General features: G+C 42.2%; 16 protein-coding genes and 1 pseudogene. 12 read left to right on the forward strand and 5 right to left on the reverse strand.

All coding sequences use genetic code 11. From position 1 onward, the window contains the following. From VB620_RS09625 to VB620_RS09635, 3 genes and pseudogenes are all read right to left on the reverse strand, one after another. Positions 1-436 (reverse strand): annotated as a pseudogene (locus VB620_RS09625) (photosystem II q(b) protein); the annotation flags it as partial. A 155-nt stretch (positions 437-591) separates the two neighbouring features. Further along, positions 592-2,091 (reverse strand): MBOAT family O-acyltransferase, encoded by a 1,500-nt coding sequence (locus VB620_RS09630; protein WP_323195932.1) that lies wholly within the window; start codon positions 2,089-2,091, stop codon positions 592-594. A 63-nt stretch (positions 2,092-2,154) separates the two neighbouring features. Beyond that, positions 2,155-5,133: a DUF1574 domain-containing protein gene (locus VB620_RS09635; protein ID WP_323195933.1), complete on the reverse strand. Its 2,979-nt coding sequence runs from the start codon at positions 5,131-5,133 to the stop codon at positions 2,155-2,157. A gap of 391 nt (positions 5,134-5,524) precedes the next feature. On the opposite strand from VB620_RS09635, the gene VB620_RS09640 reads away from it, so the two are divergent. The 6 genes from VB620_RS09640 to VB620_RS09665 all read left to right on the forward strand — a co-directional run bounded on the left by VB620_RS09640 (position 5,525) and on the right by VB620_RS09665 (position 11,970). Next, complete coding sequence (locus tag VB620_RS09640) at positions 5,525-5,782, forward strand: hypothetical protein (protein WP_323195934.1); 258 nt, start codon at positions 5,525-5,527, stop codon at positions 5,780-5,782. Positions 5,783-5,903: 121 nt separating this feature from the next. Next, on the forward strand, positions 5,904-9,005 hold the full coding sequence (ppc, locus tag VB620_RS09645) for a phosphoenolpyruvate carboxylase (RefSeq protein WP_323195935.1): 3,102 nt from the start codon (positions 5,904-5,906) through the stop codon (positions 9,003-9,005). Positions 9,006-9,145: 140 nt separating this feature from the next. Further along, positions 9,146-9,427 (forward strand): small RNA NsiR4-regulated ssr1528 family protein, encoded by a 282-nt coding sequence (locus tag VB620_RS09650; RefSeq protein ID WP_323195936.1) that lies wholly within the window; start codon positions 9,146-9,148, stop codon positions 9,425-9,427. 277 nt (positions 9,428-9,704) lie between these two features. Next, a complete protein-coding gene (locus VB620_RS09655) occupies positions 9,705-9,926 on the forward strand; it encodes a hypothetical protein (protein WP_063873066.1) in 222 nt (73 codons plus the stop codon). Beyond that, positions 9,926-10,339, forward strand: a complete 414-nt coding sequence (locus tag VB620_RS09660) for a type II toxin-antitoxin system VapC family toxin (RefSeq protein WP_323195937.1) — start codon at positions 9,926-9,928, stop codon at positions 10,337-10,339. Before VB620_RS09655 ends, VB620_RS09660 begins: the two co-directional genes overlap by 1 nt. 242 nt (positions 10,340-10,581) lie before the next feature. Beyond that, positions 10,582-11,970, forward strand: coding sequence for an AlbA family DNA-binding domain-containing protein (locus VB620_RS09665; RefSeq protein ID WP_323195938.1), 1,389 nt, complete (start codon positions 10,582-10,584; stop codon positions 11,968-11,970). Positions 11,971-12,211: 241 nt separating this feature from the next. Here VB620_RS09665 and VB620_RS09670 read toward each other — a convergent pair whose 3' ends face one another. Both VB620_RS09670 and rimI read right to left on the reverse strand, forming a co-directional pair. Then, positions 12,212-14,683 (reverse strand): ATP-dependent Clp protease ATP-binding subunit, encoded by a 2,472-nt coding sequence (locus tag VB620_RS09670; RefSeq protein ID WP_323196003.1) that lies wholly within the window; start codon positions 14,681-14,683, stop codon positions 12,212-12,214. Positions 14,684-15,151: 468 nt separating this feature from the next. Then, positions 15,152-15,688, reverse strand: coding sequence for a ribosomal protein S18-alanine N-acetyltransferase (rimI, locus tag VB620_RS09675; protein WP_323195939.1), 537 nt, complete (start codon positions 15,686-15,688; stop codon positions 15,152-15,154). A gap of 150 nt (positions 15,689-15,838) precedes the next feature. Between rimI and lysA the strand changes: the two genes are divergently transcribed. The 6 genes from lysA to cysW all read left to right on the forward strand — a co-directional run bounded on the left by lysA (position 15,839) and on the right by cysW (position 22,117). Beyond that, positions 15,839-17,254, forward strand: coding sequence for a diaminopimelate decarboxylase (lysA, locus tag VB620_RS09680; RefSeq protein ID WP_323195940.1), 1,416 nt, complete (start codon positions 15,839-15,841; stop codon positions 17,252-17,254). A gap of 206 nt (positions 17,255-17,460) precedes the next feature. After that, complete coding sequence (gene cdaA, locus VB620_RS09685) at positions 17,461-18,384, forward strand: diadenylate cyclase CdaA (RefSeq protein ID WP_323195941.1); 924 nt, start codon at positions 17,461-17,463, stop codon at positions 18,382-18,384. Beyond that, the gene (locus tag VB620_RS09690; protein WP_323195942.1) at positions 18,381-19,130 is read left to right on the forward strand and encodes an isoprenyl transferase; all 750 of its coding nucleotides are present in this window, start codon (positions 18,381-18,383) and stop codon (positions 19,128-19,130) included. Before cdaA ends, VB620_RS09690 begins: the two co-directional genes overlap by 4 nt. Before the next feature lie 186 nt (positions 19,131-19,316). Then, positions 19,317-20,381, forward strand: coding sequence for a sulfate ABC transporter substrate-binding protein (locus tag VB620_RS09695; protein ID WP_323195943.1), 1,065 nt, complete (start codon positions 19,317-19,319; stop codon positions 20,379-20,381). Positions 20,382-20,403: 22 nt separating this feature from the next. Continuing rightward, complete coding sequence (gene cysT, locus VB620_RS09700; protein WP_323195944.1) at positions 20,404-21,255, forward strand: sulfate ABC transporter permease subunit CysT; 852 nt, start codon at positions 20,404-20,406, stop codon at positions 21,253-21,255. After that, complete coding sequence (gene cysW / locus VB620_RS09705; RefSeq protein ID WP_323195945.1) at positions 21,245-22,117, forward strand: sulfate ABC transporter permease subunit CysW; 873 nt, start codon at positions 21,245-21,247, stop codon at positions 22,115-22,117. Before cysT ends, cysW begins: the two co-directional genes overlap by 11 nt. The last annotated feature ends 123 nt before the right edge of the window (positions 22,118-22,240 follow it).

Raw genomic sequence — 22,240 nt, forward strand, 5'->3', positions numbered from 1 at the left:
CAACACAGATCCAAGGACGCATACCTAAGCGGTAAGAAAGTTCCCATTCACGACCTAAGTAGCAAGCTACACCGATCAAGAAGTGGAAAATTACCAATTGGTAAGGACCACCGTTGTACAACCACTCGTCTAAGGAAGCTGCTTCCCAGATTGGGTAGAAGTGCAAGCCGATAGCGTTAGAAGAAGGAACAACTGCACCTGAGATGATGTTGTTTCCGTAAATTAAGGAACCAGCTACGGGTTCGCGGATACCATCGATATCTACAGGAGGTGCTGCGATGAATGCGATGATGAAGCAAGTGGTAGCAGCTAGTAGGGTGGGGATCATGAGAACGCCGAACCAACCGATGTAAATCCGGTTGTTGGTGCTGGTGATCCACTCGCAGAAGCGATCCCATACGTTGGCGCTTTGGCGCTGTTGTAAGGTTGTGGTCATAATTTCTATGATTGCAATGTTTGTGATTAATCAGACGCACGCTTTGTTTGTCTGTCTTAATAAACTTAACATGAATTTACGTTGAGTAAACTATTGATTTTATTATTTAAGTTCGCTGTAAACATTAGATTTACTTATAAAGCTTGTCCTAACCTTTAAAAATCAAAGTAAATATAAGGTAAGCTGCCTTCAGGAGCTAATAACCACACGGCGTATAGGCATAGGGGTATAAACACCAGCTTGACAGGCCAGTTAAACTCTAATCTCAGCCTGCCATTAAAGGCGTAGGTGATACTCATCACTACAGCTAAAATTGCCAGCATTGCAGTCAGTTGGTATTGGTTCATATTCAGAGATTCTACATAAACTTTTTGCACAAACTGTCCATCAGCACGATGACCCCAGAGGTGCTGAATGACCCAAGAGGAGTCCTGGAGATTGGGGAGACGGAACCAAATCCAAGAGGTAAAAACCATAAGTTGGGTTAATAACCAAGCGAAAACTATACCCAGAGGATTGTGCCAGAAATGGGCTAAATTTTCATAGCGATCGCTCATCGCATCTGTAAGACGATGTATTCCCAAAGCTAAACCGTGTAATATCCCCCAAATGATAAAACCCCAGGCTGAACCGTGCCAAATACCAGCAATCAGCATCACAATAAGTAAATTCCAGCAGGTGCGAGTCAAGCCTTGACGGGAACCACCCAAAGGAAAGTAAACATAATTTCGTAACCAATCGCCCAAAGTGATATGCCAGCGCCGCCAAAAATCAGCAATACTGGTGCTGAAATAAGGAAAATTAAAATTCTCAGGTAAAACTAAGCCGAAGAGTAAAGCACTCCCTCGCGCCATGTCTACATAACCACTGAAATCTAAATATAATTGCAAGCCATAGGCAAATGTTGCCAACCATAGATCAGCACTACCAGCCCTTTGTAGATTGCCAAAACATAAATCAACGAAGATGCCCAAATTATCTGCTAAAATCCCCTTTTTGACCGCGCCCCGAGAAATTAACCATAGCGCTTGTGTCACTCCCTGAGCAGAGGGTATATCTGGTTTATAGAATTGAGATGTTAGGGTGTGATAACGAGTAATGGGGCCAGAAATGAGTTTAGCAAAGAATAATTTATAGGTAACAAATTTGAGTAAATTTTTTGTAGCTGGCGCACCACGATAGACATCTACTAAATAAGCAATGCACTCGAAAGTGAAAAATGAAATCCCCAAAGGTGCAATTAATTTAAATCCAGAATTGGGGGAATTGATTTGCAAGCCAAAAATATAATCCCATATCACTGGGAGATATTTGAATCCCAGTAATAATAGAACATTTAAAATTACACCCAGCCACAACAACTTCAGACGACGACTATTCCAATCACTTTGGGCAAACTGCCATTCTTCATTAGAAAGTTTCCAGTCAGCAGCATATTTTCCCTGTGCGGTGTTATTGCCAATCTCTCGTCCTAAACGAAAGTTAATCCCAGTAATTACTATTAATAGAGGAATATATTCGACGTTTAAAGACCCGTAGAAAACAAGGCTAGCAATTAGCAAAGTCCACAGCCGTAAAGTCTGGTTAGGTACAGACCAGTAAATTCCTAATACACTGAGCAAAAACAGTCCATAGGAAATTGATATAAATTTCATGTTTTAGTCATTAGTCATTGGTCATGAGTCATTGGGAAGAGATTTCTTCCCCTGCACTACATTTTACTTCGTTGGCCAAGCAATCATCGGATCATTAGCCAATGTTTTTGATACTTCGTATGCACCAAAACGATTGAGGTGACTAGGGTCAGAAAAGTAATCATTGATTTGTGGCCAAAGTTGACTTAAGTCTCTATATATAAATTTGGGATTTGTGGCTTCAGATAACATATATTCCTGAAATACTTCTTCATATTTTGTGCGGACTGGATCTAAATAGTCAGATGTTAAAGGCATATTAATAAATACTAGGGAAATATTTTGAGACTGAGTATACTGTAAAACTTCTTGAAAAGCTAAATTCTGTTCACCTTCTATCTGAAAATCTTGATAATCATTGTCGTAATCACCAGTAACTTTGGGGTATTTTTCATAGTGTTTTGTAGGGTCAAAACGCACAGATAAAGCTAAAAATCCATCAAAGTCTACTGCCTGATCGCTAGTATTTAGATCGGAATTAGCTGATGCTACATTTGTCTGGATACTGATGTTTTTGGTTTTTCTTACAAATGGTAGTGAGAGAATTTGCTGCTGCAAAAAGGCTTGAATTTCCTCACGATTTTGGTAACTCATAGAAATGCTAGATAACGCCTTATTCAATGAGTCATCGACTGCTTTATAAGTGTTATTTTTTAGTTTCTCAATTACTGGAGGTTCAACCGGAGAATTTTGCGGGGTTTCATTACTATTAGCGGCTACTAATGCTTTTTCCAATACTTGTTTGTAACCTGCTGATGCAGCGATCGCTTCAAAGGTGACATCTTGGCGATTACTATTGAAGGCACGGGAACCATCTGCCCAAAGAATCAGTTTTGGTAGTTCCGATGGCTCTAGCACTTGACGAATAATTAAGTTAACAACTTGTGCTGTTGCACCGTTAATCCCAAAATTAAATATATCCAGATTGGGATAGCCTTGATTTGCTAAAGCCTGAGTCAATGCTACAGGGTCAATTCCTCTCAAGGCGCGGGAAGAGCCAATAATTAAAATATCGGCGGGTTTACCATTGGTAGCAATGCGCTGTTTATATAATGCCAGTTGTTCGTCTAATTGTCGGGAATTAAAACTAGGCATTGGCGATCGCGCCGCTAATAAAATCGCCGCCGCATTAGCTCTGGGTCTTGGTGGAGCCGATCTCAAAATATTTGCTTGGACATCATCACCGCCAGTAAATCCGGAATTATTAAATACATCCCCTTGATTTCCCTCAGATGCTTTTCCCAACTGGTTATTTAATAAAGGGTCATTATCACTTTCCTCTGGTTCAGGAGAGGAAAAGGAGGGGGAAATATTAGTTACTGGTGGTGAACTTGGTTGATAGCGACTGATCACATAATTCAAAATCCCATCAGTTTGGAAAGTCAGCAATAAACCCAAAGCACCCCAAACCAAAGCTACTTTTATTCCTTGACTATTAGGATTTTCTATAACTAATTGATCACTGGCTATAAACATCTGCGTTTCTATTAGCCACTTTTTGAAATTAATTGCCGACAGGTGATGAACCTGTTTACTCGAACTATGTGTGGCTTCTGTGACAAAATTTTGAACTTTTTCTGAGGTTAAATCCTGACTTTCAGACGTGATCAGGTCATTAACATATTCAGCAGTAGCAGCAAATTCTGGGGTAGCTTCTGGAACTAAGCGTTGGCGTTGTACTAAATCCATACCATAATGCCACGATGGTTCCTTATGACCCGCACGACGACCGTAAACACGCACTCCAGCAATACTAGGCATTTTTAACTGGCGTAAAAACTGGGTAACTTTTTTAGCGACTTGTGAGCGGGTGGGACAGATGGGAGCATCACACATGATATGTAACAGGTCAGCTTTGCGTAGCAACATTACCCGAATCCCACCGGTTTTTAAACGCCAATCTAAATCCACATTCAGTAAACGCTCTAGTAAAAAAATAATTGCGGGCTGATCACCATCACTTGCCAGTTCTAGGGGTAATGTGGCTAAGGCGGGATGTTCGCTAGCAGGTAAACTCAGCCATTGAACCCAAATTGGTGGTTGATCTAAAGTTTTTTGTCCGTAAACAGTGGCTGCGAGAATACCTTGGGGGGCGATCGCCTCTAACTGGCGGGAAATAATCTTTAAACATTGTCCTTGAACTGGGGCAGTTTCTAAGGAATCATCAGCCGGAGTACAAAAGATATGTAGGGTGGATTGTTTGAGAGAAACTTGGACTGCAACTTGAAAGTCCGACAAAATTGAGCGTAACAGCCTAGTAATTGCCTCAATGTCTCCCCACCTAGCCCATTCCTTCAGCATCATTTCTGGAGGACGTAAATCCACTCTCAGCATCCAATCAGATGCGGTTTCACCACTGACCTGGGAAACAATAACGGCATCTTGATAACCGACTAGTTTTAAATTTCGTAACTGCTGGGCGATTGGTTCCGCTAATAATGAGGAATCAGGGCTATAACTGGAGTTACAAAAGACCCACAAGCGATTAACTAAGGGTTGATTACTATCTTTTGGCTGATAAGGTTTGGTTTGTACTTGTACGGACACTCCCAAAGAACTGAGATTTTCGCTGAGATAGCGAGCAATGGCCTGGGGGTCTCCCCGACGCGCTAAACTTTCATTAGAGAGAATTAATGCCCCACCGCCAGGATTTTTCGTTGAGCCTTCCAGGGCTTGATCTACCTGTTTTATGTGTCGTTCTAATTGGTTTAAATAAACCCGATGACACCATTGGGGTCGATATTCCCCTTTTTTTCGCCCATAGACAAATACTTGGTATATTGAGGGTTGTTCGTTACTGGTTAAAAGATCCAAATTTGTTTGCTTGAGTGAGTGAAGCAAGTCAAACAGAGTCCGCCAACGTTGGGGAGGGTCTGAACTTTCACAAAGAATGTGAAGGTCATTTCCCCGCAATCGAACTTTGACTCCCAAAGAGTGGATTCCTGTGGCTCGGCTTACCCACTGCACTAGTGATTTCTGACTATCTAGTAATGCTGTTTTCATGGGCAGTTAATTTTAGTCATTGGTTATTGGTAATTAGCTCTTCTTTAGGAGACGCTACTCTCCCTACCCTTCAGGATGCTATGTAAACGGGTACTCTCGCTTTGGCTGAGGGTCAGGGTAAATAGGGTATTGATCAATCAATAAAACATAAACTCAACATTTGATTGTCAAGAGGCAATTAATGGCGTTTGTACTCAGGATTTGGAAATGGTGTTGCCTGGACTTGTAAAATAGAAACATAGGACTATCGCGGTTTGCAGTTTTTTTTAACATTTTTGTTACTTTGTGGACTTGTAAAATCGGCCAAGATAAGCTTATGGGTTTGCAAGTCTCACAGTTGGTCAATGCGCTTGTTTCGTTTTACTCATTTGCCTACAACCAAGAATTAGTAATGACTCCTACTACCCTAAAATCTTCAGATCATACCGGATTCAATCTACCTTGTTTGAGCATTCCCCCATCTCTCCTCTTACAAATAGGTACAGGGTCTATATTAATGCTGGTGACTACCCAAAAGGCCACAGTACAAGCTTTAGAATCCTTAGGGAAAGCCAGTGAAGAATTATTTCGCGGCGATCGCCTGCCGATTCTCCCATTCCCAGATGATCATACTGGGGAGACCAGCATTAGAGGCGTGGAAAGAGGTTAAAAAATATATTTAAAACCTAAGAACCTCATGGTTTTACCCTGAGAATTAATTGTCTTGCACAGATGCCATAAATCGTGTCTTTACGATGTAAACAGTAATTAGCTTTACAAGAGCAGAAACTATGAGTTCTCTTTTATACAGTTTGTCTCATGCCGCAAATTTTTACCCTGCGTCAGAATTATTTCTGCGTCATCGTCTCCAAGTAGTCGAGGAATTGTGGGAATCGGTACTCCGACAAGAATGCGGCCAAACAATGGTGGATTTATTACGCCAATTGCGTGACTTGTGTTCACCAGAAGGACAAGCAACCGACGATCAAGCCGCGTCTGCTGTGAAGTTGATTGAACAACTGAATATTAACGAGGCAATTCGAGCAGCTCGCGCCTTTGCGTTGTATTTCCAGTTGATTAACATCATAGAGCAGGAATATGAACAACGTCAGCAATTAACTCGTCATTCCGAAGGGGAAGCCGAAACGTTAATTTCAGAGGAGACCTTATCAAATGCTATCTACTCCTCGAAACAACAGGAAGATGATGCCATTTCCGGAAATACAGACAGAGAAACTGGTACAGATACGATTAATCAATTCTCTACAAAAAGTTGGGTCAGCAAATCCCTAGACACGCAAAAAGGGACATTTGCGACTCTGTTTCCTCTTTTATTCAAGCTGAATGTTCCACCTCAGCAAATTCAACGGCTAATTTCACATTTAGATGTGCGTTTGGTGTTTACAGCCCACCCCACAGAAATAGTTCGTCATACAATCCGGGGTAAACAAAGACAGGTCGTAAACCTGCTGCAAAAACTTGATGCAGTGGAAAATGTCACAGACAACACCCTGGGGGGATACCCTTGGGAAGCAGCAGACTTGCGCGGACAATTGCTGGAAGAAATTCGCCTGTGGTGGCGCACAGATGAACTACATCAGTTTAAACCCACAGTTTTGGATGAAGTAGATTATGCCTTGCACTACTTCCAAGAAGTGTTATTTGATGGCATTCCTCAACTATATAAGCGGTTGAAATATGCTCTGGGTAAGACATTTACTTGGCTGGAACCTCCCCATAAAAACTTTTGCTCTTTTGGTTCCTGGGTAGGTTCAGATCGAGATGGAAACCCATCAGTGACACCGGAAATCACTTGGCAAACAGCTTGCTATCAGCGCAAAATGGTGGTGGAACGATATATTCAATCAGTGAAAGAACTAATTTCATTGTTGAGTGTGTCGATGCACTGGAGTGATGTCTTACCAGAGTTGTTGGAATCTCTGGAAATGGATCAGTCGCAGTTAAGTGATGTATATGATGCGCTGGCGTTGCGTTATCGCCAAGAACCCTATCGATTAAAATTGTCTTATGTGCTGAGACGGTTGGAAAATACGCGCGATCGCAATATATCTTTGTCTAACCGAGAAACTTTTATCCATGAAGATATCCCTATGTATCGTTCTGGGGCGGAGTTTTTAGCAGAACTGCGGTTAATTGAAAGAAATTTGACAGAAACAGGTTTAAGCTGTCGGGAGTTAGAAACGCTGATTTGTCAAGTAGAAATTTTTGATTTTAACTTGACCCAGTTGGATATTCGCCAAGAGTCCACCAGACATTCTGATGCTTTAAATGAGATTCTGGAATATCTGCAACTCCTACCCCAACCTTATAACGAATTATCGGAACCACAGCGCGTAGCTTGGCTGACTGGGGAACTGCAAACCCGTCGCCCATTAATTCCCGGAGAGTTGCCATTTTCGGAAAAAACTAACGATGTCATTCAAACTTTCCGGATATTGCGATCGCTACAGCAGGAGTTTGGTGTCAACATCTGCCAAACTTACATTATCAGTATGTGCCGTGAAGTTAGTGATGTCCTGGAAGTTTTGCTCTTAGCCAAAGAATCCCGACTATTTGACCCGGCGATCGCAGTGGGGACTATTCAGGTTGTCCCCCTATTTGAAACGGTAGAAGATCTACAACGCTCCAGAAGCGTCATGCGGGAGTTATTTGAACTACCGTTATATAGGGCTTTATTAGCAGGGGGCTACGAAGCATTCAAAGCCAGTCAAGAGGAAGGCTCTGTATCACCGACGATTCCGGCTACAGCTTCTCCCCTCACCCCCAATTTACAAGAAGTCATGCTGGGCTATTCTGACAGCAATAAAGACTCTGGTTTCTTAAGTAGCAACTGGGAAATTCATAAAGCCCAAAAATCACTCCAGAAAATCGCCGAAGAATATGGGTTAAGTTTGCGGATTTTCCACGGAAGAGGGGGATCTGTGGGACGAGGTGGCGGTCCGGCTTATGAGGCGATTTTGGCTCAACCAGGACTGAGTATTAATGGGCGGATTAAGATTACAGAACAAGGGGAAGTATTAGCTTCTAAATACTCGTTGCTGGATTTAGCTCTGTATAATCTGGAAACAATCACCACGGCGGTAATTCAAGCTAGTCTATTGCGGACAGGGTTTGATGATATTGAACCTTGGAATGAGATTATGGAAGAATTAGCAGTGCGATCGCGTCAACATTATCGCGCTCTAATTTACGAGCAACCGGATTTTATCGACTTTTTCCACCAAGTCACTCCCATTGAAGAAATTAGCCAATTACAAATTAGTTCTCGTCCAGCGCGGCGACCTTCTGGTAAGAAAGATTTAAGCAGTTTGCGAGCTATTCCTTGGGTCTTTAGCTGGACACAAACCCGGTTTTTATTACCTTCTTGGTATGGTATCGGTACAGCTTTACAGGGATTTCTGGATGAAGAATCAGAAGAACACCTGAAATTGCTGCGCTATTTTTATCTTAAGTGGCCGTTCTTCAAAATGGTGATTTCTAAAGCGGAAATGACCCTGGCGAAAGTAGATATGCAAATGGCACATCACTATGTTGAAGAATTGGGGAATCCTGAAGACAAAGCCCGACTGGAAAAAGTTTTTGAGCAAATTGCCAATGAGTTCTATCTCACGAGGGATTTAGTCCTCAAAATCACTGGTCACAGTCGGCTGTTGGATGGTGATCCTGTTTTGCAACGTTCAGTACAGTTACGCAATGGAACTATTGTACCTTTAGGCTTCATCCAAGTATCTCTACTCAAACGCTTGCGCCAGACTCGCAATATTACTGCTACTTCTGGGATGATTCACTCTCGTTACAGCAAAGGTGAGTTGCTGCGAGGAGCATTGTTAACTATTAACGGTATTGCGGCTGGAATGAGAAATACAGGTTGACGAGGAATCGGACAAACTTCAATAGTGGGTTAACATCACCAAACCCACTATATTCATGGGGGAAAACTTTTAATTTGTGCTGGTTTTTTGGGATGACCAACACTGGTAGAATCTACCTATAGTTTTGAAAATAAATTACCATGTCTACAACTAAGGGTGCTGATGCTATTGATGAGGCGATCGCTCAGGGAATTGATTTTGATGGTTCTCCTATTCCCCCTGAAAAGCTGGAACTATATAGCCAAGTCATGGCGCTAGAGGCCAATAGACAGCGTAGTGGAGTGTCTAATACCATGCGATCGCGCATTGTGCGTATTGGCGCAAAACACATTCCTCAAGCAGAACTCGATCAGATGCTTGTGAAAGCAGGTTTCGCCGTCCTCAAGGAGAAAGAAGTGGCTTTTTTCTACGGTGGTAAATGACTAAGGAAAAACTAGATAATTAAAGCAGTTTGGGTACGATACATCAAACATGGTAGAGAAGGATTAAATTCTCTATCATTTAATTACTAGGAACTAAGAGGAATTAAATTCTATTTTCTAATCAATCTATAAAAACGATTTATTCGGTAAGCTATGCGATCGCCTTAACATAAATTAACTTGACAATTACAAATAAATATGGATATTAACGGTTAAGTTGGGGGGAATATTCTGCGTTTATGTATGATTGAGATAAAACAAACTCAAATATCTGCTCATGACATTACAAGAATTGCAAAAACAAGTCTTGAAATTACCAATGAGTCAACGCTGGCTATTGGTACAAACTTTATTAGAATCAATCCAACAAGAAACTCAACCAGTCTCAAAGAAGGGTAACTTATCCCGACTGCGTGGTATTGCTAAAGGTACAGACATATCAAGTAATGAAAATATTGTTGCAGATTATGTCAGTTATCTAACTGAGAAATACCAGTAATGCGAGTTTTTATTGATACGAATATTGTTCTTGATTTTTTACTTGAACGAGAGCCTTTTGTGGAAGATGCAGTCAAGTTATTTGCAAAAATTGATGCTGGTGAAATTGCAGGGTTTATTGCTGCTACCACAATTACTAATATTTATTATATTATTCGTAAAGCCGCAGGTGTAAAAGTTGCTGAAGATGCAATATCACAAATTCTCTCAGATTTACACATTTGTGCGGTGGATAAAAATGTTTTAGAACAAGCAATATCTTTAAATTTTAAAGATTTTGAGGATTCTGTGCAGTACGCTTGTGCGATGATATCTACGGTAGATGTGATTGTAACTCGTGATGTGTGTGGATTTGTAGGTTCAGAAATTCCAGTGATGTTAGCTGGGGATTTATGTAATATTTCTACGGAGTAAAAGCGACGCATTACTTCCACATTAACAAAGAGAGATGCTCCCCCCTCCAGCATTAGCTAACTAAAAGCGATCATCACATTTTTCCAGCATTAGCACCTCCATGCAAATCAATACTTTTGGTAAACTTAGCCAAAAAATTGGAACTAGGTTCAAAAAATACAATACACTAATACTATCTCGGTTTATACAGACGATTTAAGTCTGGTATATAATAACATGATACTTTTTTACATCATAAGAAAATGTCAACACTAAAAAAACAAGTTTTAGAAATTTTAAAACATCCCGAAAAAGAAAATTTAAAATATGAATTAAAACAGTCAGATATATTAAGAAATCAGGATGGAAGAAGAGACTTAGCTTATGCAATTGTAGCATTTGCCAATAGACTAGGTGGTAGGATAATAATAGGTGCTAAAAACGATGGAGAGATTGAAGGTAAGAATATTTTTGATATTGATAGAGATAAGGGAATGATAGATAATATTTGTTATACGCAAATTAGTCCTATTATTGAATATGATATCAAATTTTTAGAATTGGAGGAAGGTGATTTATTAATCATTAATATTCCTAAAAAACATAAGATACCTCATGCTTTTATAAATAAAAAAGAAGGAATAGATATTAAAACTAGGATTTATTATATTAGAACTAGACATGGTAAAAGACTTGTGGGTGATTACCAATTACAATGGTTATTTACTCATCAAGAAGATGCAGATTTTACTTATAATTGTAGGACTATTATTACCTACAATAAGGTTTCTCTCAATGTAACCGCGCCAATAGAACAACCCCTGTGCCATTACAACTATAATGCAGTAACAAGTCCTCTTTCATCAAAAATTTTTCAAACACCAAGTTTTACGAAGGATATGTTTAATAAATCAAGACAATCTTTCTTTTTAGGAATCACTCCCTATGTGTTGATACACAACTTATCTTTTTATTTTCAGAACTATTGGTTAATAAATATTCAAAGAAGACCTCCTGTTTATCAAAAAAATGTTTCTGTTAAATCTAACTATCAAGAAACTACTTTTAAAGAAAATCTTAAAAAAATCTCTATAAATGATATACCAAGTTTATATGGAAATGTAATTTTATATGGAAATTTGGGAGAAGAAGTGAAGAATTTAGCAATTGATGGTATTGACCGAGATGGCAATCCATCTTTCACTGTACCGTTAGATACTGAGTTGCTGATTCGATATGAAGATAATCTTTTTCCAAAAGCAAAACTCATATTAAGTCATAAAGATTTTAAATTCGAGTTTATTTTTACTTGTTCACCTTCAGCAGTACAACCAGGTATTTCACATGGTCATCCAGCTTGGTCAATAATTGAAAATAGATTAAAAACAGGTGCAGTCATTTACGAAGATGAATTATATAAATCATTTCAATCTATAGAAATAGACTGTACATTTAATGCTTCATTCACGTTCCCAGAAGAAGACATTAAATTATTTGAAAAATATTATTCTTATGCAGAAACAATAAGAGAGATTTTAGATAATGATTGGAACTATGACCAATTTATAAGCAAGCTTCCTCCTAATAAACTATATGCTATTGAGAATAAAATAGATACGGTATTAAATACTCTTAAAAGTACAGATCAATAACAACTGTATTTACATCTTACAGCAAATTGTTATCAACCGTGCCACAGACAGAAATAATCGAACCCATTTCTAGACTTAATTCTGGGACTTATTTTTGTGGCGGGTTCGATCGCAAACTGCTGTAATTAAATAATTCATTTTCCCTCTTTGCTTCTTTGCTCCTTAGTGCCTCTGCGTGACACAAAAAAAACGGCAGAGAACCAAAATTCCCCACCGCTTATTTAACTTTTACAAATTCTAACTAGGACTCAATACCTTGAGGCATTAATTCCCGACGTTGTTCAGAACTAACTTGGACAACGCCATTTTCATCAACATCAACTAAGGCTGTATCACCATCCTTGATGCGACCAGAGAGAATCTCCTCTGCTAGACTATCTTCTAACAAGCGCATAATCGCCCGACGTAACGGCCTTGCACCGTAACTCGGACTGTAACCTTCCTCAATCAAGCGATCCTTGAAGCGATCGCTAACCTCCAAAGTGATACCCTTTTCAGTTAGACGACCAAAGACTTCCCTGAGCATGATATCGGCAATTTGTGTAACTTCTGCCTTGTTCAACTGACGGAAGACGATAATCTCATCTAGACGGTTGAGGAACTCTGGACGGAAGTATTGCTTGAGTTCTTCGTTCACCAAAGAGCGAATACGGTTGTATTGAGTTTCGGTAGCATCATCGGCAAATTCAAAGCCGATACCGCCGCCGCCTTTTTCAATTACCTTAGAACCAATGTTGGAGGTCAAAATCAGCAAAGTATTCTTGAAGTCTACTGTGCGACCTTTAGCATCGGTTAACCGCCCGTCTTCTAAAATTTGCAGCAGCATATTGAAGACATCGGGGTGAGCTTTTTCGATTTCGTCGAATAGCACCACTGTATAGGGTCGCCTTCTCACAGCTTCTGTTAATTGACCACCTTCGTTATATCCGACATAACCAGGAGGTGAACCAATCAGTTTGCTGACGGTGTGGCGTTCCATATATTCCGACATATCCAGGCGGATCATTGCTTCTTCGGAACCAAAGAAATAAGATGCCAAGGACTTCGCTAACTCGGTTTTACCTACACCAGTGGGACCAGAGAAGACAAAACTAGCGATGGGTCGATTAGGATTTTTCAAACCGACACGAGCGCGACGAATTGCCCGTGAAACTGCTTTCACAGCGTCTTCTTGACCGATTAAGCGCTGATGCAAGGTGTCTTCCATGTGCAGCAACTTCTCGGATTCAGATTCGGTGAGTTTGTTCACCGGTACGCCTGTCCAGGAAGCGACGATGTGAGCAATATCCTCTTCATCTACTACAGGTTCTTCACCTTCAGTCCCGGTGGCGTTGGTTTTGCTTTGAGCGATCGAGCGGATTTCGGCTTTGATTTCCATTTCCCGATCGCGCAGTTCCCCAGCTTTGTCAAAGTCTTGGGAGCGCACAGCGTCGTCTTTTTCTTTTAAGATTTGACGTAGTTCTTTGTCTAACTCTTTGGCTGCGGGTGGCAATTGGGAGTTAATCAAACGTACCCTAGAACCAGCTTCATCGATTAAATCAATGGCTTTGTCTGGAAGGTAGCGATCGCTGATGTAACGGTCAGATAATTTGGCCGCAGCTACAAGAGCTTCATCAGAGATTTTCAACTTGTGGTGTTGCTCGTAGCGTTCGCGCAATCCGTGCAAGATTTCAATAGTTTCATCAACTGACGGTTCACCCACCATTACTGGCTGGAAGCGTCGCTCAAGGGCTGCATCTCGCTCGATGTGCTTACGGTACTCATCTAGAGTTGTGGCTCCAATACACTGCAACTCGCCTCTAGCCAAAGCTGGCTTGAGGATATTTGCTGCGTCAATGGCTCCTTCCGCTGCACCTGCACCAATGAGGGTGTGTACCTCGTCAATCACCAGAATGACATTACCCGCAGAGCGGATTTCATCCATGATTTTCTTGAGGCGTTCTTCAAATTCACCCCGGTACTTGGTTCCTGCTACTAGCAAGCCAATATCTAGAGTGACTACGCGCTTATCTTCCAGGATGTCGGGGACATCTTTATCGGCAATCCGTGACGCTAAACCTTCAGCGATCGCCGTTTTACCAACCCCTGGTTCACCAATCAATACTGGGTTATTTTTAGTCCGGCGACCCAGAATTTGGATCACCCGCTCAATTTCTTTGGCGCGTCCTACAACTGGGTCTAGCTTGTTGTCCGTCGCCATTTGGGTGAGGTTTGAACCAAATTCATCCAAGGTTGGAGTTTTGGTGCGTCCTGATGGCCCAGTGGCTGAAACCTCTGCTGTTTCTCCCAGCATACGGATGACTTGGGTTCGTACTTTAGATAAATCTACCCCTAGATTCTCTAGCACCCTGGCTGCCACACCTTCCCCTTCCCGGATCAGGCCCAACAACAGATGCTCGGTGCCAATGTAGTTATGCCCTAATTGGCGCGCTTCTTCCAAGGATAGTTCTAAAACTCGCTTTGCCCGTGGCGTAAACGGAATTTCCACGGCTACAAAGCCCGAACCTCGGCCTATGATTTTTTCTACCTCAATGCGGGCATCTTTAAGATTGACACCCATTGATTTCAACACTTTGGCTGCAACTCCTGTGCCTTCCCCAATCAGACCCAAGAGGATCTGTTCGGTTCCAACGAAGTTGTGACCTAAGCGGCGGGCCTCTTCTTGGGCCAGCATGATTACCTTAATGGCTTTTTCTGTGAAGCGTTCAAACATGGCATTTTTCCCATCACCTGCGTCGTGCCGGTATGCTGATTTTAGCACAGGCTCTGCTTTTGGATGCCTGTATAAAGATTATAGGCTACCAAAAAGTTTCGCCGAAGTTGATGGCGTAATTATTAACTATTTATTACTTTTTCTGTGGCTGCTATACTGAGGAGCTTGAGTTTACCAGTATTCCTGGGTTTGACTGCTATGCAACAGACCACAGTGGTTAAAGATTTTTTTAACCATTTACAAACACCACCTTTTAACATAATGTCTATGATATAGTCAAGAATACGCAATCATATATTAGTTTATTTAAACTTAAACTTTTTTTGATTAAATATTTTAATGTAAAAAAACTAAAAATAACCTGATTTTTTTACATTAATGTGATCCTGATAGCAGCCCTGGGGAAGAGCCAGGGAGGTGTGGGGAGTGTGGGAAGTGTGGGAGGGAAAGATTTCTAGTTTCCAATGACTAATAACCAATAACCCGCAAGCGATCGCTCAAAATAGTATGCCAAGTTTCCAAAGTGACTGCAAATTCAGGCGACTGTAAATCTGATAACCATAGCAGCAGAGCATCCTCGCCATTATCTTGGTAATAACGCTTACGCCGCCCCGCTATTTGGAAGCCAAATTTTTGATATAAAGATATAGCCGCCACATTAGAAGCCCGAACTTCCAGGGTGGCTCGCTCCAAACCGCGATCGCTAGCCTTCCCCAACAGAGAATAGAGTAAATACTGTCCCCAGCCTTGACGATGATATTGGGGATGAACCGCCAAAATTGTAATATGTGCTTCCTCTAAAATCGCCCAAAAACATCCCATTCCTCGCAACTCTGACCCATGAACCGGGGAAAGTAACCCCAGTAGTTCACTGTTAGGACTGTCTAACTCTCTTTGGTAGCCCTCCAGAGTCCACAATCCGCCAAAACAGGCTTGGTCTAATTCCAAGATGGCACTGAGATGATCTGAAGTTAGGGATTGCAGCTTTAAATCTAATAATGTCACGTTGGGGAAAAAGTAGGTTAAGACAATAACGAACTGATGTTAGGCATATCTCCTGTTCCCGCGTTATTTTCGGTAAACTGAGAATCGGGAGAATTTCTCACCTACGCCCAAACAACTTTCAACTTTGAGCAAGGACAATTTATAAAAATTATGGTATCGACTCACCCCACTGGCGTTCAAAATGCTGGTAGTCAGTATTTATCTCAACAGCGACCTCAAAATGTCAATATTTCCCCCAACCAGGAACTTTTACCTATAACTGCCAAAGTTAATAGTCAAGATATCCTGGAAGTTGGTGGGTGTGATGTCACAACCCTAGTACAGCAGTTTGGCTCACCTTTGTATATTTTAGATGAGGAAACCCTGCGTTTAGCTTGCCAGCAATATCGGGACACATTCAAAAAATATTACCAGGGAGAATCTCAGGTATTATATGCTTCTAAAGCCTGGAATTGTTTAGCTGTTTGTGCGATCGCCGCCTCAGAAGGTTTAGGAATAGATGTAGTATCTGGAGGCGAACTTTACACAGCCCTCAATGCTGGTGTTACCCCTGACAAACTCTATCTCCACGGGAATAATAAATCCCAAGAAGAACTCCTGTTAGCCATCGAATCTGGTAGCACAATTGTGGCAGATAACTGGCAAGAATTGCATACCTTGGTGAAAATTGCCGCACAAGATGGGAAAACATCTGCCCCTATCCGGCTAATGTTGCGCTTAACACCAGGGATTGAATGTCATACCCATGAATACATTCGCACCGGACATTTAGATAGTAAATTTGGTTTTGATCCCAATGATTTAGACGAAGTATTTACCTTTGTTAGTCAGCAACCGACATTAAACTGCATCGGTTTACACGCTCATATTGGTTCCCAAATTTTTGAACGCCAACCCCATCAGGATCTGGCGGCTGTAATGGTGCAGTGGTTGAAGAAAGCGGCAAATTACGGGTTAAAGATCACAGAATTAAATGTTGGTGGTGGTTTAGGAATTAGGTATACCGAATCTGATGATCCCCCCAGTATTGAAGAATGGGTTAAGGCGATTTGCGAAGTTATTCAAACAGCTTGTACATCTGAAAATCTGCCTTTACCAAAATTACTGTGTGAACCAGGGCGATCGCTAATTGCCACAGCCTGTATCACCGCCTATACTATAGGATCATCAAAAGTTATACCAGAAATTCGTACCTACGTATCAGTTGATGGCGGTATGTCTGATAACCCCCGACCAATTACTTACCAATCAGTTTATCGAGCAGTAGTAGCTAACAAAATGTCTGCGGCTCTGACAGAAACAGTCACAATTGCTGGTAAACATTGCGAATCAGGGGATATTGTGATTAAAAATGCCCAACTACCAAAAACCGAACCAGGAGATATACTCGTAGTGATGGGGACTGGTGCATACAATTACAGTATGTCATCTAACTATAATCGTTTACCTAGACCAGCAGCTGTTGTAGTGGCAAATGGCGAAGCAAATTTAATTTTGCGCCGCGAAAATTATCAGGACTTGATTAAACAAGACTGTCTACCAGATAGACTAAACGTGCGGAAGTAACCAGCGTGAAATCAGTTAACAGTTAACAGTTGACAGTTAACAGGCGTATGTGAGGAATTGAAAACCGCCACCAAAGCTTTCACTAGTTACATAACTGATAACTGATAACTGATAACTGTTGATTTTTCAAGCGTCAACCTTTGGGGCATGAAAATCACAGCGAAATGACAGAATATTAAGGGAGAACAAAGAGTAATCCAGATGTCATGAGAGATTCGTGGAAGCAATGGCTGACAAACCTGGGATGGTCGCAGTCCTTGCTGCTTGGGACTCTGGATATCTTGTTAGTGTTAGCGCTGACGTACATGATACTAGTTATTATTAGTGAGCGCCGAACACTTTGGATGGTGCGGGGTTTTATCATCTTAATGCTAGCCTCCGCACTCAGTGGCAGAATTGGTCTACCACTACTTAATTTTGTTCTCGAAAAGTTAGTGATTGGCTGCGCTGTGGCCATAGCAGTTGGTCTTCAGTCAGAGTTTCGCCGCTTTTTGGAGCAAGTGGGACGTGGCGAATTTCAGCAATTATTTAAACCATCGAGTTTAACAATCCCCAAGTCTGATAGTGTGATTGATGAAATTGTGGATGCGGTCAAAGAACTTTCAAAAAACCGCATAGGAGCTTTGCTGATTTTGGAAACAACTGGTCCGATTCACGAGCGGGATTTTTCAGTACCTGGGGTAAAGCTGAATGCTGATGTTTCTAAGGAACTTATACAAACAATTTTTCAGCCAAAAACTTTACTACATGATGGCGCAACTTTGATCCGTGGCTCGCGGATTGTTTCATCAGGTATAATTTTGCCACTTTCGGGACGTACAGCCTCGCGCCAGTTGGGAACACGCCATCGAGCTGCAATGGGAATTACTGAGCGGGTCGAAAATTGTATCTGTGTGGTTGTATCAGAAGAAACGGGTTCTATTTCCTTAGCGGAACGAGGAAATCTCAATAGACCATTGACGATTAGAACACTCAAAGAGTCTTTAGAGGTGCGATTATCGAGTACTGTAGATCGGGAAGCTGTTGCTCCTGGTCTGTTAGGTTTGGGTCGTCAGATGGGTCTTAAGGCAATAGCACTAGTTTCACGTTTAATCGGATTACCATCGACCGCTTCTCGAAATAAAAAATGACAGCACAACACACTGAATTGCAAAATTTACCCTCTGACTTAAAACGAGAACTACTACCAAAGCACGTTGCAGTGATTATGGACGGTAATGGTCGGTGGGCTAAACGTCAAGGTCTACCCCGAATTATGGGACATAAGCGAGGAGTGGATGCTCTCAAGGATTTGCTGCGCTGTTGTAAAGATTGGGGTATTCAGGCGCTCACGGCTTATGCTTTTTCCACCGAAAACTGGAAAAGACCCCAGGAAGAAGTAGATTTTTTGATGACTTTGTTTCAAAGAGTTCTCCGTCAAGAACTGCGGGAAATGGTTAAGGAGAATGTGCAAATCCAGTTTGTGGGGAATTTGGATGCTTTACCACCATCGCTACAAGCAGAAATATCCCGTTCAATGGCAGAAACGAGGCATAATCAAGCCATTAGGTTTACAGTAGCGACTAATTATGGCGGAAGACAGGAAATTTTACAAGCTTGTCGCGCGATCGCCCAAAAAGTCCAGGAAGGTGTAATTAAACCTGATGAAATTGACGAGCAGTTGTTTGAGCGTCACCTATATACAGCCGGAATTACCGACCCCGATTTATTAATCCGTACTAGTGGTGAAATGCGATTGTCTAATTTCCTACTGTGGCAGATGGCTTATGGGGAAATTTATATCACAGATGCTCTATGGCCGGATTTTGACCGCAATGAGTTTCACCGCGCTTTGTCTGTCTACCAGCAACGAGAGCGGAGATTTGGGAAGGTCTAGCATGATGCAGATCAGAAAAAAATATAATTGAAAATTCAAATTTAATTGAATCACCATATTACTGATTGAGATCATGGTGATTATGTTGCTATTTCACTGAGTTGTCTGTAATATCTATGACTAATCAATAAAATACTAAATCTTCATCGATTAGCTGTAGATTAAATTCAGGAGTCTCAGGTTGTTATGTGGGAGGATATTCGTAATCGATGGCAAAGCACATCTTTCAAAAGTTCTATTTCGCTGTTTTTTGTAGGAGTCAGCTTAATTATTGCGATCGCCGCCTGCTCTCCCAATAATAGTGGTAATGCCAGTACAAAAGAACTCACCTTCGTCAGCTACGCCGTCACCCGTGCCGCATATAAAAACATTATTCCCCTATTTGTAGAACACTGGCGAGAAAAAACCGGACAAACCGTCAACTTTGGGCAAAGCTACGGTGGATCAGGCTCCCAAACCCGTGCAGTGATTGATGGCTTAGAAGCCGACATCGTAGCCCTCGCACTCTCAGCAGACACCCAACAAATCCAGGATGCCGGACTAATTCAACCAGGTTGGGAGAAAAAGACACCCAACGGTGATGGAATTGTTCACCGTTCCGTAGGTGTAATTGTTACCCGTGAAGGCAACCCCAAAAACATTAAAAACTGGGATGATTTAGCCCGCAACGATGTCAGTGTAGTCACCGCCAACCCCAAAACCTCCGGTGGCGCTCGTTGGAACTACATGGCCTTATGGGGAAACATCATCAAAACAGGCGGTACTGAAGAACAAGCCAAAGACTTTGTGACTAAAGTCTACGCCAACGTGCCAGTTTTACCCAGAGATGGACGTGAAGCCACAGATGCATTCTTCGTCCAAAAACAGGGAGATGCACTCATCAACTATGAAAACGAAGTAATTTTAGCTAAACAACAGGGACAGGACTTACCTTACGTAGTTCCCGAAATTAATATTTCTATTGATAACCCCATTGCCATAGTAGATAAGTATGTTGATCAGCAAGGTAACCGCGAAGTAGCAGAAGCCTTTGTCCAGTTTCTTTTTACCCCCGCAGCCCAGCGTGAGTTTGCCAAAGCAGGTTTCCGACCAGTAGTACCAGAAGTAATTGCAGAATTTGCCGATAACTATCCTCAAATCTCCACCCTGTTTACGATTGCAGACTTTGGCGGCTGGAATCAAGTCAGCCCTAAATTCTTTGCTGATGGCGGAATTTTTGACGATATCCAAGCAAATATTGTTCGACGCTAGGCCTAACTAATATTCTGAAGCCATGACAGTTTCAAATCCACAATCTACCTTCCCTCTCGCCCCCAAAAATTGGCTCAAGCGCTTTTCTTTGCCCTGGGGAGTCACCATTACCTATATCTCCATCATCCTGTTACTGCCTGTATCAGCCTTAATACTGCGGGCTGCAACCCTTTCCCCACAAGAGTTTTGGCGGCTAGCTACCGACCCTGTTGCCCTATCCACTTACAACATTACCTTTGTCACTGCCTTCTTCGCCGCCACGATTAACTGCGTTGCAGGTACTGCCACAGCTTGGGTACTGGTGCGCTACGATTTCCCTTTCAAGCGGGTTTTAGATGCGGTGATTGACCTGCCCTTTGCCCTACCCACGGCGGTTGCTGGTATTACCCTCGCTACTGTTTACAGCGAGCAAGGCTGGATTGGTTCATTTCTCACTCCCCTTGGCATTAGGGTTTCCTTTACTCGCCTGGGGGTAGCAGTGGCGATGGTATTTATTTCAGTGCCTTTTGTGGTTCGTAGCGTGCAGCCCGTACTGCAAGAGTTAGACCATAGCATCGAAGAAGCAGCCTGGTCTCTGGGGGCTTCTCGCTGGGAAACCAGTTGGCGGGTGATTCTACCGCCCCTTCTACCTGCTATTCTCACCGGTACAACCCAGGCCTTTGCCCGTGCAGTGGGAGAATATGGCTCAGTGGTGTTGATAGCAGCTAATATTCCCTATAAAGATTTAATTGCTCCCATCCTAGTATTTCAGCGCCTCGAACAGAACGATATGGCTGGGGCTACGGCTATTGGCACTGTGTTACTACTGATTTCCCTGGTACTTTTGCTGATGGTGAACGTATTACAAGCTTGGAGGCAACGCTATGACGGTTGAATCTAAATCTGTCCAGTCCGTGCTAGTAGGAGTTAAATCCCAGAAAGATCGAGAGTGGGGAAAAATTGCTTTGATTACGGTGGTGGTGGTCTATTTAGGGATGGTCTTATTTTTGCCTACCCTTTATGTATTTATGGGAGCCTTCAGCCGGGGTATCGGTCCGTTTTTTGCCACCCTCACTAGCCGAGATTTTACTCAAGCGCTGCGCCTGACGGCAATGGCCGTAGGAATAGCTGTACCGTTTAATGTGGTTTTTGGGCTATGTGCAGCCTTAGTAATTGCCCGCCGTCGGTTTCCGGGGCGCACCCTGTTACTAAGTATTATTGACTTGCCCTTTTCCATTTCCCCCATTGTCGCTGGTTTAATGCTGGTCTCCCTCTATGGACGGAATGGGCTACTAGATCCCTTGCTACAGTTCCTCGATATCAAGATTATCTTTTCTTTTCCGGGTATTGCTCTGGCGACGATGCTGGGGGGAATGCCTTTTGTGGCTCGTGAAGTTATCCCCATACTAGAAGAAGTGGGTACTCAGGAAGAAGAAGCAGCTAAAACCTTGGGTGCTGGAGAATGGCAGATTTTTTGGCGAGTCACACTACCTTCTATTCGTTGGGGGTTGTTCTATGGAATTATCCTCACTACTGCCCGCGCTATGGGAGAGTATGGTGCTATTGCTGTAGTATCTAGTAACTTAATTGGCCGGACTCAAACCATGACTCTATATGTGGAGGGGGCTTATCGTAATTACGATTCTCAAGGTGCTTTTGCTGCTTCAGTTGTATTAGCGGGTCTGGCTGGTGCAACTCTGGTAATTAAGGAAATATTTGAGCGTCGCATCCGGATCAAGGATCAAGGCGACAGTTAGTGTTTGACAATGCTTTTTACAGTTACGAAACCAATTCTAAGCCGCCTCAACTTGATAAATAAATATGATATGACTTACGCAAAAACTCTCTCAAATCCTGATTCCTCTGTGTCCTCTGCGTCT

The sequence above is a fragment of the Nodularia harveyana UHCC-0300 genome (assembly GCF_034931085.1).
GTDB lineage: Bacteria > Cyanobacteriota > Cyanobacteriia > Cyanobacteriales > Nostocaceae > Nodularia > Nodularia harveyana.